Source organism: Thalassoglobus sp. JC818, from assembly GCF_040717535.1.
In the GTDB taxonomy this organism is placed as follows: Bacteria; Planctomycetota; Planctomycetia; order Planctomycetales; family Planctomycetaceae; genus Thalassoglobus.
In genome coordinates this window covers 28,255-43,227 of record NZ_JBFEFI010000013.1, presented here as the reverse complement: position 1 = coordinate 43,227, position 14,973 = coordinate 28,255, and the positions used below count along the sequence as shown (strand labels likewise).

Here is a 14,973-nt window from a genome sequence, read left to right as displayed (position 1 = left end):
AATATTGAGTTGCGAGTCGCCACGGCTGTCTTATTTTTCGGCGGTCTTGGACTCGTCTCCGCCTGGCTTCCATAAAATGTCTGCTGTGCCGTTGTCGTTTTCAACGCGGGCCAGCACGAAGAGCAAGTCACTCAGGCGATTGACGTAGGTGAGAATGAGTGGGTTGATCCGTTCTTCATTGAGTAGCTGGTAGATGTGTACTTCGGCCCGTCGACAAATTGTTCGGGCCTGATGGAGCAACGCAGAAGCTTGGTTTCCCCCTGGCAGAATGAAGCTCGTGAGTGGTGAAAGAACTTCGTTGGCTTGGTCGATCCAGTCTTCAAGTTGAGCGACTTGCTCAGCTGTGACTCGAAGCGGCGTGTACTCAAGGGGCTCTTCACTCTCCGGAACACAAAGATCAGCACCCACATCGAAGAGGTCGTTCTGGATGATTCGAATCGACGATTGAGTCTGGGATGTTGGTTGAGACAGCGCAGTCACCGTTCCCAAAGCTGAGTTCAATTCGTCGATCGTTCCGTAGGCGATAATCCTTGGATGATCTTTCGGGACGCGAGTTCCATCTCCGAGTGAAGTCTCTCCGGTGTCTCCCGTTCGTGTATAGATTTTGTTCAAGTAGACCATCTTGCCTGTCATTCTTTCCGCAGGTGGTGTTGCTTCTGAGTGGCTATGATCCGTCAGTGTGCATCGTCAGTTCACAGACTGCAAACGATGTCGTGGCTGGAGCGATCGTTGTGTTGGGCACATTCTGACTAATCGTTGCCTCCTGAAAACTATCCGAATTCACTCCGGAATCCTTGATCCATCGCACCGAATTTCCGTTTTGAGAAAGGGTTGCCAGAGTCTCTGTTGCATAATGGCAACATCGGAGAATTGCGATGACTTTTCTGTTGGAAACATATTTTCAGTGGCCTGTGCTTCCGTTCAGCATTTTGCTGGTGGTTGTCACGCTTTATTGGTTGCTGGTGATTGCAGGCGGAATCGACATCGATGTCTTCGACTTCGACCTTGGGTTCGACATGGATCTCGATCCCGACGTCTCGCCTTCAGCGACTGATCTGGGAATGCTCGGGTTGAGATGGCTGAACCTGGGGGAAGTCCCGTTCATGGTTTGGCTTTCGATCGTGGCCATTGTTTCCTGGATCAGCACGATGCTTCTGGATCGAGGCCTGGAGGACCCAACATTGGGCGAATCCGCGTTTGCGATCGCTCGCAGCCTGGGACTTGGCATTGTCGGCGCGAAACTCATCACGAATCCTCTTCGAGGGCGGTTGAGAATCAAACAGCCGAACACACTTTCGGACTTGTTAGGAAAGACATGCACGATCGTCACGACCGAAGCAAATTCAGAGTTCGGTCAGGCAATGTGTGCTGTGGATAACGGAGCGCCTTTGCGCTTGAATGTACGAACTGTTGAAGGATCGGCTGCCAAAGATTCGCTTGTGCGAATTGTGGATTACTCCCCGGAAACCGGGATTTATTACGTCGAATGCACCGAGGACGCGTGAGTCGAGAGAAACTTCGATCGACGATCTCGATGAAAGAGTGGCATCAATCACTGAGGAAGTGACAAACCATGTTGGAAGTATTTATACCGACGCTCGTGTTTCTCTCGATTCTGCTCGTGGGCTTTCTCATCGCGATGTCGCGATTCTATCGCAAGGTCGGTCCAGAAGAAGCATTGGTGAAAACCGGATGGGGCGGCATGAGTGTCGTCTCCGGCGGCGGAATGTGGGTCATTCCGATTGCTCACCGCGTCGAACATATGGACCTGTCGGTCAAACGCATCGAAATCGCCCGTCGAGAGACTTCGGGTTTGATCTGCAAAGACAATGTCCGGGCAGATATTGAAGTTGCCTTCTTCGTTCGCGTGAACAACACGACTCAGGACATTCTTCAAGTCGCTCAGGCCCTGGGATGTCGGCGAGCGTCCGAGAAGGCTGCGCTCGTTGAACTCTTCGATGCCAAGTTTTCTGAAGCACTTAAGACTGTCGGAAAGCACTTTGACTTCGTTGATCTCTACACAGAGCGGGATCAGTTTAAGGAAGAAATTCTTAAGCACATCGGGACGGACTTAAACGGATATGTCCTCGACGACTGCGCGATTGACTATCTCGAACAAACTCCGATCACGCACCTGAACGAGATGAATATTCTCGACGCAGAGGGTATTAAGAAAATTACAAACCTCACTGCGCAGGAACACATTCAGGCCAACGACATCCGGAGAGAAAAAGAGAAAACGATTAAGAAGCAGGATGTCGAAGCTCAGGAAGCGATTCTTGAACTCGAAAAGCAACGAGTGGAAGCGACTGAGAAGCAGAAACGCGAGATCGCCGAGATCGCCGCTCGAGAACATGCTGAAGCTGCCAAGGTCCAGGAAGAACAGCGTCTTCGATCTGAATCGGCACGCATCAGCACCGAAGAAGAGCTTGCAATCGCAGAAGAAAACAAGCTGCGTCAGATCATCGTCGCCCAAAAGAACAAAGAGCGAACAAATGCTGTTGAAAACGAGCGAGTCGAGAAAGACCGACTCCTCGAAGTCACAGAAAGAGAACGAATCGTTGGCCTCGCCGAGATCGAAAAAGAGAAAGTGATCGAGGTCGAGAAACGCAACATTCAGGATGTCATCCGTGAGCGTGTTGTAGTTGAACGATCCGTTGTCGAAGAACAACAGCGAATCAAGGATACCGAAGAGTTCGCGACTGCTGATCGAGAAAAGCGTGTCGCGATTACTCTCGCCGAGAAGCAGGCTGAAGAATCACTGGTTAAAGAAATCAAAGCTGCCGAAGCTCAGAAGCAGGCTGCGACCTTCGAAGCAGACAAAGTTGTGATCGAGGCCGATGCCAAACTCTCTGCCGCTGAGAAAGAGACCGCTTCCAAGAAGCTTCTCGCGGAAGCCCGTCAGGCAGAAGCGGCAGCGGATGGATTGGCCGAAGTTCAAGTGATGACCATGCGTGCTGACGCTCTTGAGAAAGAGGGAACAGCAGAAGCGACAGTGGTCGAGCGAAAGCTTGTCGCCGAAGCCAAAGGGCAGAAAGCCAAAGCCGAAGCGATCGAGAAAGAAGGAATGGCCGAAGCGACTGTCCTGGAGCAAAAGTACTACGCAGAAGCCAAAGGCATCGAGCAGAAGGCCGAAGCGATGAAACTGTTCGATGGTGTCGGGCGTGAGCACGAAGAGTTCAAACTTCGACTTAACAAGGACAAAGAGATCGAAATCGCTGCGATCAACGCACAAAAAGATATTGCTCGTGAACAGTCAGGAATCGTGGGTGCTGCCCTCGAATCTGCACGAATCGATATCGTCGGTGGCGAGACAGAATTCTTCGATCGCATTGTCGACTCCATCAAAGCTGGGAAATCAGTCGATCGATACATCGGGAACTCGCAGGTCCTCACGGATGTCAAGAACACGTTCTTCGATGGGAGTGGTTCTCAGGACTTCTCTGAAAACCTTGTCGGGTTCGTCAGCCAGTTCGGTTTGAAGATTGAAGACGTCAAAGACCTGTCCGTGGCTGCATTGCTCACGAAGCTTCTGTTTGAATCCGATGACGACGGAACGACATCAAGCCTGAAACGGCTTCAGCGGTATCTGAAGGATGCTGGTTTGATGGACAAGAAAGTCGGAGCACTCGGACTGGGAATGATTCCATCCAGTGAGAGCAGTGACTGAAGCGGTGCACTCTGAGAGGAAAGGAATAGGTGGAACTTGAAGCTTCTGTTTCGCTGACTCTTCAATCGTGATCTTGAGTTGAAGATGTCTCCGGTCGAGTTTGCTTCAAGGTCTTTAGAACTGTCTCAAACTGAATTACTAGACGTCGGTAAGTTGCCTCATGTCCGAAACAGCTCCGCAGCCTGATTCTGAATCGAAGCTGGAATCCGGGACCTATGAGATCCTGCAGAATCGCCTGCGCAAGCATGCTGACGAACTTCGTTCACGCCTCGCGAAGTTGAATGAAGAACGCAAGCAAGTTTTCGGCTCGATCGAGTTGAAGCTGTTAAACACCGAACGGATTACAACTGAGAATAACTGTATTCCTCGTGACATGATCGCTGTCGGCGATCAGTTTCTGTTCGGCTACAACGTTCAGTTCGGTCTGAAGTCAGAAAGAAGCTTGTCGGATGTCTTTGGCGTCTATGAGTTTGACAATGACTCGAAAACATTCAGTTTACGTCCTCTCGATTTGATTCGGCTTCCCGCTTTCGAAAAAGACTTCCAGGACGTCTACCGCTATTACAAGAACGCCACGTTTGAGAAGTTCTTTGTGCGCGGAGTACACCTGTACATGGTGTTTCGCGTTGGCAGAGACTTCAACGATATCAAATCGTTTAAGTGGCTGATGAGTGGCGGGGCACTTGAATATTTAGGGAATCGAAGCGATCACGAGGTTCGATATCCACCTCAACACGAATTTGAGTGGATTAAGACGACTCGTGACATGCAGCGGCACGGGCTGCATCCGCACATTTCGGTTGAAGACAAGATTTTCGTCGAGACTGTCGGCGGAGATCTCACGATCAAAGTGGAAGACAATACCGAATCGGGCAAGGGGGTCTATGAGGAGCTTGTCGAGAACTCGGATCAGACACTCGACGATGCGGACATCTATTATGCCTTCGTCGGCCATACGATTCTGCTGAAGATTCGTCCTTACCAGGAAACTGTCTGGAGATATATCGTCTTCAATGAGAAGACGCAAAAGGCAAGTCGAGTCGATTCCATCGCGGATTCCTGTGTTCTTCTGCCTGACGACCAAGGGCTCATTTTCTCGAATGGTTACTATCTTCAAAGTGGCGAGCAGAAAACCTTCGAGACGAGTCTGCAGGGGTTAATCTTCGAGCGACGCGTTGTTTCTCCAAACGGGGAAGACACGCTTTATGTCTTCTACCAGCCCAAACTGGGTGATTACGTACTGCTCGGATACAACGTGATCGAGCAGAAAGTCGATACTCCCATCGTCTGTCATGGCTTCACGATGTTTCAGGGTGGTGAGATGATCCTGCAGAAGTCTCAGCAGGAAGCCCAGAAACATCATGCGATACAGGTCTGGCAGACTCCTTACGTGGGAGAAGACTATCAGGCACCAACTCGAACGGACTCTTATCTCTACAAAATCGGCAATCGTGATATCGTTCGGGCGATGGCTGAGTGTCACGAAATTCTAGGCCTCGTCGACAAGGATGACAGATACACCGGGCTGTATGTCGATCTCGAAAAACGGGCGATCGACGTTCTTGACAGCTACTTTTGGATCAATCAGGACGATGCATTCAATCTGGCGATTCCTCTACAGGATGTTCGCAAGACTGCTGCTGCTGCGGTTGATGAATACGAGAAGGTCGTTCGCGTCCGGAAGAATACAAGGACCCAGACTGACTCGATCGTTCAGCAGACGCGTGAGCTGCTTAATCGTCTGGGACGACAACGATTTGAAACCATTGAGGAGTACGTTCAATCGCTCTCGGACTTCAGACGAATTCGAGGGGACATCATTGGCCTTCGTGAGCTTCGATATGCGGACCTCGAGTTGATTGCCAGCATCGAGAAAGAGGTTGCGGAAGCTTCGGAACAACTGTCACACCGATGTGTGAACTTCCTTTTGCAAGACGACGCACTCTCGCCCTACGTGGCTGCAATTGAGGAAGAACAGGCGGCGATCGATCGGCTCGAAAGAGTTGCTGAGGCGCGAGAGGTTGAGTCTCGCATTGCCGATTCGGCCGACGAACTTGAGATGTTGATTGAGATCGTCAGCAATCTGAAAATCGATGATGCGACGCAACGCACATCAATCATCGACAAGATTTCCGCGATCTTTTCCCGTCTCAACACAGCCCGGGCGACGCTGAAGCGGAAGACTCAGGAACTTGCTTCTGTTGAAGGTGCGGCGGAGTTTTCGAGTCAGTTGAAGCTGCTCAACCAGTCGGTCGTAAATTACCTCGACGTCTGCGACACTCCTCAGCGATGTGAGGAGTACCTCACGAAGTTAATGGTGCAGCTTGAAGAACTCGAGGGAAAGTTCGCCGAGTTCGATGAGTTCATTCTGCAACTGACAGAGAAGCGAGAAGAGATCGCGAGCGCGTTTGAGTCGCGCCGCATGCTTCTGGTCGAAAAGCGGAATCGACGAGCCAACGCTCTCGCTGATGCTGCAGATCGAATTCTCAAGGGAGTCAAAAATCGCGTCGATTCGATGGATGAAGTTCGCGACATCCACGGATATTTTGCTTCGGACCTGATGATTGAAAAGGTCCGGAACATTGTTGCCGATCTGGAGGAGTTGGGTGACAGCGTCAAAGTTGACGACATCCAATCCAAGCTGAAGTCGATCCGCGATGACTCTGTTCGTCAGCTCAAAGACAGAAAAGAACTCTACGAAGACGGCGACCATGTGATTCGATTCGGGAATCACCGGTTTTCTGTGAATACACAGGTTCTCGATCTGACGCTGGTTTTTCGGGACGGCGAACCGAATTTTCATCTGACTGGGACGGACTTTTACGAGCCAATCGGGAGTGCTGAACTTCGGGAAACTGAAGAAGTCTGGTCGATGGAGGTGATCAGCGAGAACGCAAACGTCTACCGAGCGGAGTATCTAGCCTATCAAATCTTGTTAGCAATTCAGTCAGGTGGAATCTCCTTAAGTGACGAGGTTAAATCGGATCGTTCACAGGCCGATGAGTTCGAGGTGGCTGAACTCCTGCCTGTCGTTCAGCGATTTATGGGGCCACGTTATCGGGAAGGGTACACCAAGGGAGTTCACGATCATGATGCTGCGATTATTCTTCAATCGCTGCTGAAGATTCATTCAGAATGTGGTCTGCTTCGTTATTCCCCACAGGCTCGGGCCATCGCGAATTTGTACTGGTGGAACTTTGGCGATTCCAAGGTTAAGAAAAGAGTTGAATCGAAGCTGTCAGGGTTTGGGGTCGTCTCGGAACTATTCCCGGGACTGGATCAGCAGAAGGCATACATTTCTGAACTCCAGGGCCAACTTTGGGAATGGCTCTCTGTTTGTGGTCTGTTTACGAACAATGATTTCTACGGGGAACTCGGACGTGACTCGCTGTTGTTGCGTGAGGCTGCCGAATATCTGTTTGAGGAACTGACGGACCCCGATCGAAAGTCACGCGGCAACGTCTTTGTGACTTCGCAGACGTCGGCGGATCTCTTTTCCGAGTTTCATAAAGAATTGGATCGACGCGAAGCGGACCAGAAATTTGCTGATGCGATGAAAGCTGTCAGTCGAGATACAAGCTCGTGTTTCGAACTCGCCCGTGACTGGATTACGGCATTCCTCATCAATCACCAAAAGGGCAAGCAGCTTATCAGCTACCGCGATGAAGTGGCTGAACTGATCATGGATGGCCAACTCGAATCGACAGCGATCGTCTCAGCGCAACTCGAAACGAAACTCGAGGGCATGACTGGGAGCCATCCCGTTATTTCGAATGGTGTCTATCAACTTCAGTTCCATCAGTTCAATCATCGGCTTGCCCGTTTTGCGAGTGAGATCGTGCCGAAGTATGAACGCTTCCATGCTCTAAAAAAGCAGATGATTGAAGCTGCTCAGGTTGATATGCAGCTGGAAGATTTTCAGCCTCGGGTGTTGACATCGTTCGTCCGAAACAAGTTGATCGATCAGGTTTATCTGCCCCTCATCGGGGATAATCTTGCCAAGCAAATTGGAACAAGCGGCGAAGGGAAGAGGACCGATCGACAGGGCTTGTTGTTGCTCATTTCACCGCCTGGCTACGGTAAAACGACGTTGATGGAGTACATCGCGAATCGTCTGGGGATCATCTTTATGAAGATCAACGGACCTGCGCTCGGGCATGAGGTCACTTCGCTTGATCCAAATGCCGCTCCGAATGCTGGGGCTCGAGAGGAGATTGACAAGCTCAATCTCGCTTTCGAGATGGGAGACAACGTGATGATCTATCTGGACGACATTCAGCACTGTCATCCAGAGTTCTTGCAGAAGTTTATTAGCTTGTGTGACGCGCAGCGGAAAATTGAAGGAGTATACAAAGGGGTCGCGAAGACCTACGACTTCCGCGGCAAGAAGGTCGCCGTCGTGATGGCGGGTAACCCGTATACGGAGAGTGGCGAGAAGTTTCGCATTCCAGACATGTTGAGCAATCGAGCCGATATCTACAACCTCGGAGAGATTATCGGCGACAGTGCCCGGGCCTTCGAACTGAGCTATATCGAAAATGCTTTAACGTCGAATCCTGTGTTGACTCAGCTGGCGAGTCGATCGCAGAAAGATGTTCACGCTGTTGTTGAGCTTGCAGAACGAGTCCGCCGCGGAGAGGAAATGTCCTCCGAAGGCGTCGAATTTGAATCGAATTATTCGATTGAAGAACTCAATGAATTCGTGCAAACGATGACCAAGCTCATGCGGGCGCGTGACGTCGTGCTGAAAGTGAATCAAGCATACATCGCGTCAGCTGCTCAGAATGATGACTATCGAACGGAACCTCCGTTCTTACTGCAGGGGTCATATCGAAACATGAATCGGATCGCTGAAAAAGTGATGCCGATTATGGATGATGCTGAGTTGGAAACGCTGATCGACTCCAGCTATCAGAATGATGCTCAAACATTGACTTCAGGAACTGAAGCGAACCTTCTGAAGTTTCGAGAACTCAATGGGACGTTAACAGCTTCGCAAAACGAGCGATGGGAAGCGATTAAGAAAACGTTCCGGCAGAATGTGAAGATGAAAGGCATTGATGCGGACGACAAAGTTGGCCAGGTCATTCTCACGATCAACTCGCTGAATGAAGGGCTTGATTCGATTCGCTCTGCCGTTGTCGACGGAGCGACTGCGCTCTCGAAGACGACTCAAGCTGATCCACGAGATGATGAATCGACTCAGCTGCAAGAGAATCTTCAAACCGAACTTCGAACACTCAGCGGCCACTTTCAGGCAGGTTTACAACAACTCGCGCAACTCGTCGATCGCCCACTGAATGTCTCTCTCCCCCCGATTGAGATTCCTCCGCTCGAAGTTCAATGGCCTCAGAATCTTCCAGTCGCTTCGACGCAGAAGGTGTCGGAACCTTCCGAAGTGAGCCAGGATCAGACTCGTGAAATGTCAGACCGAATCACAGTCGTGAACAAACTGCCCCGTTCGGTTTATGGAGTCTTGGAATCTCAATTCAGTCTCATGCAGGAATGGATGAAGCCGCTGACTGAAATGGCAGTGAAGAATCAGGGCGAACTCTCTCAGCTTGTGCCGATGGTCGAACAGTGCCTGAAAGACTATCGAAAGCTTCTGCGCAATATCGAGTCAGCCAAAGAACGATAGGGCTGTTGCTGACTTAGCCACCAACGTCGGCAGACAAGAGCAATACGTCGTCATCGTCTCCAAGTGGGAAGGATCTGTCTCGAGTTGTCGTTCTTCCGTTTACGGAAACGAGAACATCGCTGGTGAGCTGTTCCCCATCCATACATGAGTTTCGGAAATTGGGATATTGCTGCGCGAGATGATCGAGAAGTTGACCGATCGTCGCAGCTTGAAGAGTGGTCGTCGAGACTCCGGTCCGCTGCCTTGGAATTCCGAAGAATTCAACGTTGACCATAGCGACGGTCCTGATTCTCAGCGATCCAATGGATGAGCGAATCTGCGACTTCAGATTTTGATCCAGCCCATGTTGCCTGCGTCGTTTCGTCTGCTGCGATGAGTTCGACTTGATTGGAATCGGCTCCGATGGCTGTCGGTGAGTTCAAGACGATCCAGTCGCAGTTTTTCCGTCGAAGTTTTTGGAGTGCGTTTTCGCGAGGGTTTTGGGCTTCGAGTGCAAACCCGACAACCCACCGGTCGTTCTTTCTGTTTCCGAGTTCGGCCAGAACATCGTCGGTCTCGATCATTTCGATGGTGACTGGGTTTCCCGTTTTAGACAGCTTGCCAGCGACTCGAACGATCGGGCGGTAATCACAGACAGCGGCCGCGGCGATGACTCCGTCGCAATTGTCGAACTCTTCAACCGAAGCATCGCGCATTTCGCGAGTTGTTACAACAGGATGAAATTCACAACCGGGAGGAGGAGGCAGGTCGACGGGTCCGCTGACGAGAACCATCTCCCAACCGAGTTTTAGCCCGGCGCTGACAATGGCGTAACCCATTTTCCCGCTGCTGGCATTCGACAGGTAACGGACTTCATCAAGGTACTCCCGAGTGGGGCCAGCGGTCACGAGCACACGCATTAGACTTCACTTTCTCTTCGCAGCTTATAGGCAGAAGAACTGCGACGTGTATTAACTTCACTCAATTAACTTGAGGAATCCGATTCGATTTTGGCCATGAGCAATTTCATGTCTTCCCAGACAGGTTTCTTTGCTTCAGGGTTTCTCAAGAGATACGACGGGTGGTAAGTGCAGAGAACTTTTGCATTCTGATAGTCAAAGAAATTGCCACGCATTTTGCCGATACTTAGATCCTGATTAAGCAGGTTTTTCGCAGCGACAGATCCCCAACAGACAATGTACTTGGGGCGAACCAGTTCGATTTGGCCTTCCAGATATTCGCGACAATTGCTGGCTTCTTCCGGAGTGGGGTTTCGATTGCCGGGTGGTCGACATCTGAGGATATTGCAGATGTAGAGATCGGATCGCTTCCAGCCGCAGGCTTCGATAATTCGGTTGAGCAATTGGCCCGCTTTGCCGACGAACGGTTCGCCTTGTCGGTCCTCGTCGGCACCGGGAGCTTCTCCGATGAACATTATGTTCGCGTTCGGATTTCCAACTCCAAAGACGGTTTGCGTTCTCTTTTCAGCGAGTTCCTGGCAACGAGTGCAGGCCGCGACTCTGGCAGCGAGTTCGGGGAGAGACTTCGCCGGTGAAACAGGCTGGTCGGGAACGGTCTCACTCCCGACCGGTTCATTGATTGCTGGGAGTTCAGGTGTGTTGGGAACCGTGCTTTCATCGGAAGTCACCGGGTCAGGGCGAACCTCCGTTTGGACTGTTTCTTCAATCGGAGTGTGGGGCACAGTGGCCGTCGTAACGGGCGGCGGAGTCCAATGTGGCAGGTGCGTTACGCCCGCGCGAGATAAATCTCGCAGAAGTTGCAGTGCAGCGCGTTGTGTTGAATTGTCAGACACTTAAAGGCTTTCCAGAAAACGAATCAGTGCTTCGGCGTCATGAGAGTTCAACGACTCGTCAAGTTGATGACCTTGATCGACAATGACATCTCGCAGAGTTTCAGCACGGCGATCATGGAACAAACCGCGTCGGTATCCGACACCATTGAGAGAAGGCGGATTGAACTTTTGGTTCCCGTGCTCGTCGGCGATGCCGACATTGTAGATGGAATCTGAAGTAAATGTCAGTGGAGGGACGTGGCAGTTGGCGCACCCTTCACGCTGAAAAACCGCTTGTCCGTGAGAAATTTGGCGAGAATCTTCAGGTCCTTGCGAGGGACGAAATGGAGGCGGAGAGTCCAGAGTATGCAGATACGCGACAAGATCGTTCACCTCACGGGCGGAGGGAGTCTCCCCACGCATCGTCAACAACGCGGATTGCCGGACCTGATCGTGCAACGTTTTCTTGCTCCCATTCCAGCCCCAGGGGGTATTGTCACGACCTCCGAGCAGTGACAGCACACGTTTCGGTGCTCCCGAATTTCCGTCTCCGAAAGTGTCTGCAAGTCCGTAGTGAGTGTGTCCTCGAACATGACAACTGTGGCAACTGAACCACTCAAACCGCGAAAGGGACCCGTCAAAAAAGAGTCGCTCGCCACGGTCTGCCGGGGTCTCGACTCTTTTGTCCCCGATGGAAATGACTTTCGTAGCGGTGTTTTCTTCGGTTGAGATGACGGAAATCGACTCGTCGAACTGATTCAGGCAATATAGCCACTTCTCATCAGGAGAGAGGAGCAGGTCAACTGGTCCATCGCCGACTGAAATAAGAGAAAGATTGACGCCGTAGTTGTTGAGGCGAAGCACCTCGTCGTTGCCGGAGATAGCGACGAACCGCGATCCGGTGCGATCGATCGCAATTGCACCGGGATCGGCCGCCCCATGCGACGGTTCGCCCATTTCCCCGATGAGTCGAGGGGCTAGTTTTGGTGAACCGACGTCGTTCGTTTGGAGATCGAATTCCTGAATCACGTTCTCGATCACAGCCCCGTTGGCAATCTGGTCAATGGTCGTGGCTCCACTCGCGTGGTTCATTTGGTGAGTGATCATCAATCGGGACGGAGAGAGAAAACTGAGGCCGCCAATGTTGTGACCGCCCGTCTCGGCGAGGTCGACAATCGACCCGGTGGAAGATTCGATCAGAGCGAGATGTCCCCCGAAAGCATCCGCCACGACGAGGTATTTTCCATCGGGAGAAAATTGAAGTTTCCCTGCTTCGAAGGAAAGTTCGACGCAGCTTGAAACGCTCAGCGTTTGTGCATCATCGATCAGCCAGACACATCGGTCCCAGACTGAACTGACAGCGATCGTGGAGCTGTGGACAGCGACGTGCGACTCCAATCTCCGTGAAGTTAAGTCCAGGGATTCGCCTTCGAATGCATTCCCGTCTTCAATTTCAATGACCGTCAGTCTCCCCGGAGAAGAGGTCGTTAATGCGAATCTCTGCCACGTGGGTGCGGTCGAACTGGGGATTGATGCAAGCGCGGAAAGGTTTCCGGAGAATGCAAACTCCGCAATGGAATCGTGTTTGGTGAGGCTAACGATGCTCAGCGAAGATGATCGCGGGTTCGCGATCAAAATTTGCTCACCCGGAATGACCCATTCCATCTGAGTGGGGCGGCGCACGCTCGTTGGCGCCGGTGCCAGAAGTTCAGTCAACGGAAGCGGAGTGCGTATCTCGTCAGCGGAGGTCACCTGACTCAGAAGAATGAGCAGGCAGCACGCGATTGGAGTACGCAGCAGCGAATTCGAATGATGTGAAGTGCGAGACCGAGTCATGAGATCATCATAATCCATGACCGGTCTCGTCGAAATGTTCTCGGAGCCAATCCGATTTTTCGGAGTGTGGACTCTATTCCGAAACACTCTCGGCGGAAGCTGCGGGTTGCTGCCCCTTCGGTTTTGATTGGACCGACTCTTGCCGCAGTTCTTTCAGTCGCAGTCGTTGTCCGTCAGTCAATTCTGCCTCCATGGTTTTGTCGCGTTCAGTCACCAGTGCCTTCAACTGAGTTCGGAGTTCTTCCAGTTTTTCCTCATAAGAGTCGTGAATTTCCTTCAGCTTTTCTCGCTGAGTCGATGAGACTCCAATCTTCCCGTAGTGAATGGGCAGTCGGAAGGTTGTTTCTTCAGATGACGTTGAATCACTCTCTTGTGCGAGATTCACTTCTACTTGAGCGCTAAACAGAAGAACAAATCCGCACAATCCAATCGCGAGCATACTTTTCATGAACAAACGACTTTCTAGATGAGTTTCGAAACTGTTCGTGAACCGAGGAAGGGAACGAAAACGAAACGGGTCGCTGGGGGGAGAAGTGCATTCACCGAGGTCGGCGATTTCGCGGGGGCTGGTCAGCAGGTCGACGACGCTTCGTTAAGTGCGTCTGCGAAAACCTTGTTGAATGAAACGAAAAGGCTACGGAGTCAGGAAAGCAGTTGCAAGGTTTTCAATACAACTCCCGTTCGATTCGAGAAGAACCGGAAGCGATGGAGAGATGTTGCGAAGAACTTGCAACAGTATGTCGATCGAAATAGTTTATACACGCTATAGAACGCGGCAGAAATGAAGGATCAGTCAGTGGGGAAGATGAAGAGACTTGCGACGCTACTGCTGGCCGTTGTTTCGTTGTCATCGATTCAAAGTTTTGCAGACACATCTGAGGGTCCCACGGAAGGTGTTGGCTCCGAGCATCCATCTGTCGCGTCCGTGGAAGCTGTCTGGTCGGGGATGCGGTCAGAAGTCGCGACGGCGAGAATTGAATCACAGGTTTCTTCGGGCGTTCTTTGGAAACCGATTCGAATTTCGGCTCGTGAAATCGCTCTCAAAATTGACTCGATTGAGGCATCAGATCCTGAAGAGAAAATCTATCAGTTAATCGAGGTTTTCAATCCTGAAGCGTTGAAGCAGCACAAGTCGTACTCCGGACCCGGCGAATGGAAAATGACCTTCGTTGAAACTTTGCTGAACAATGGAGTGAGTGAACGAACGACAGGACTGGAGTTCGATCATGTGATGGTTGACGATTTACACCTTGTCAAATCGTTTCCAGTTAAGAATCCTCCGACGGTCGAAACGGTTAAAGCCTACGTCCGGTCACAGCCGCGGTGGGGCTTCCATCGTCTTGTGTCTTATCTGCCGACGAGTGAACTGACGAATTTTCGGCCGATTGAAGTCAAATCATCCAATACTGAGGGAAATATCTCTGAGGAATACATCGTTCGCAATGAGTCCGGATCGACCGTCACCATCGATGGCGAGCACCTTCTTCCTCTTGAAATCATCACGCGAAACTCTGCGGATGCGACGCCTAACAAAGTCCGGTTCTTCCGGGAGTACACGCTTTTCCCTGGTGATGTGCTCATGCCGCTTGAGCATTATGAATTTTCGCTGGATTCCAGTGGAGAACTGAAAAGCTGGTCGGTCAAGCTGATTCGCTCCGCTGTTTTTAATGTTGAGCTGAACGAGTCCGAATTTAAGATGCCTGCTTCTTCAGGAGCGATTGCGATTGATCTTCGAAACCCGGAATACAATCGGGGAAGTACCCTTCAGCAGAGCTTTTCCGATGTGAAAGAGTACTTTCATGCCCAGGCGGAGTACATCATGAACATGCAACCGGAGCAACCGCTGGAGTCTTCGATCAGAGAGATGAATTTCAGTTGGCGTTCGTTGTTGTTGATCCTGAACGGGATTGTTCTAATGGTGATCGGATTTGTCTTGTGGCGGAGACAAGTTTGACTTGCGATGGTCGGCCAAAAGCAGTTGTGCGGGAGTGTCGGCAGGCAGGCTTTTTAAATCTGAAGTCTGCAGCTTAGACACGCGTGAACAGACGAGAGCAAACT

Annotated in this window: 10 protein-coding genes; 4 read left to right on the top strand and 6 right to left on the bottom strand. The window is 51.2% G+C overall.

All coding sequences use genetic code 11. The features are described 5' to 3' along the window. Positions 1-30: 30 nt before the first annotated feature. Positions 31-621 (bottom strand): cob(I)yrinic acid a,c-diamide adenosyltransferase, encoded by a 591-nt coding sequence (locus AB1L42_RS22010; RefSeq protein ID WP_367061635.1) that lies wholly within the window; start codon positions 619-621, stop codon positions 31-33. A 254-nt stretch (positions 622-875) separates the two neighbouring features. On the opposite strand from AB1L42_RS22010, the gene AB1L42_RS22005 reads away from it, so the two are divergent. The 3 genes from AB1L42_RS22005 to AB1L42_RS21995 all read left to right on the top strand — a co-directional run bounded on the left by AB1L42_RS22005 (position 876) and on the right by AB1L42_RS21995 (position 9,308). After that, positions 876-1,505 carry a hypothetical protein gene (locus AB1L42_RS22005; protein WP_367061630.1) on the top strand — a complete coding sequence of 210 codons (630 nt, stop codon included), beginning with the start codon at positions 876-878 and terminating at the stop codon, positions 1,503-1,505. A gap of 68 nt (positions 1,506-1,573) precedes the next feature. Continuing rightward, positions 1,574-3,670 (top strand): flotillin family protein, encoded by a 2,097-nt coding sequence (locus AB1L42_RS22000; RefSeq protein WP_367061623.1) that lies wholly within the window; start codon positions 1,574-1,576, stop codon positions 3,668-3,670. A 160-nt stretch (positions 3,671-3,830) separates the two neighbouring features. Then, positions 3,831-9,308: a DNA repair ATPase gene (locus AB1L42_RS21995; RefSeq protein WP_367061620.1), complete on the top strand. Its 5,478-nt coding sequence runs from the start codon at positions 3,831-3,833 to the stop codon at positions 9,306-9,308. Positions 9,309-9,321: 13 nt separating this feature from the next. Here the strand turns inward: AB1L42_RS21995 and AB1L42_RS21990 are convergent, their stop codons facing one another. The 5 genes from AB1L42_RS21990 to AB1L42_RS21970 form a co-directional block, all read right to left on the bottom strand. Continuing rightward, positions 9,322-9,582, bottom strand: coding sequence for a MoaD/ThiS family protein (locus AB1L42_RS21990; protein WP_367061617.1), 261 nt, complete (start codon positions 9,580-9,582; stop codon positions 9,322-9,324). Further along, entirely contained in the window at positions 9,569-10,207 is a 639-nt protein-coding gene (locus AB1L42_RS21985; protein ID WP_367061614.1) for a phosphopantothenoylcysteine decarboxylase, read from the bottom strand. The genes AB1L42_RS21990 and AB1L42_RS21985 overlap by 14 nt, the downstream gene beginning before the upstream one ends. Positions 10,208-10,272: 65 nt before the next feature. Continuing rightward, complete coding sequence (locus AB1L42_RS21980) at positions 10,273-11,100, bottom strand: uracil-DNA glycosylase (protein ID WP_367061611.1); 828 nt, start codon at positions 11,098-11,100, stop codon at positions 10,273-10,275. Further along, a complete protein-coding gene (locus AB1L42_RS21975) occupies positions 11,101-12,933 on the bottom strand; it encodes a cytochrome c peroxidase (protein WP_367061608.1) in 1,833 nt (610 codons plus the stop codon). Between the two features lie 55 nt (positions 12,934-12,988). Beyond that, the gene (locus AB1L42_RS21970; RefSeq protein WP_367061603.1) at positions 12,989-13,363 is read right to left on the bottom strand and encodes a hypothetical protein; all 375 of its coding nucleotides are present in this window, start codon (positions 13,361-13,363) and stop codon (positions 12,989-12,991) included. A gap of 333 nt (positions 13,364-13,696) precedes the next feature. On the opposite strand from AB1L42_RS21970, the gene AB1L42_RS21965 reads away from it, so the two are divergent. Further along, the gene (locus tag AB1L42_RS21965) at positions 13,697-14,869 is read left to right on the top strand and encodes a hypothetical protein (protein WP_367061600.1); all 1,173 of its coding nucleotides are present in this window, start codon (positions 13,697-13,699) and stop codon (positions 14,867-14,869) included. The last annotated feature ends 104 nt before the right edge of the window (positions 14,870-14,973 follow it).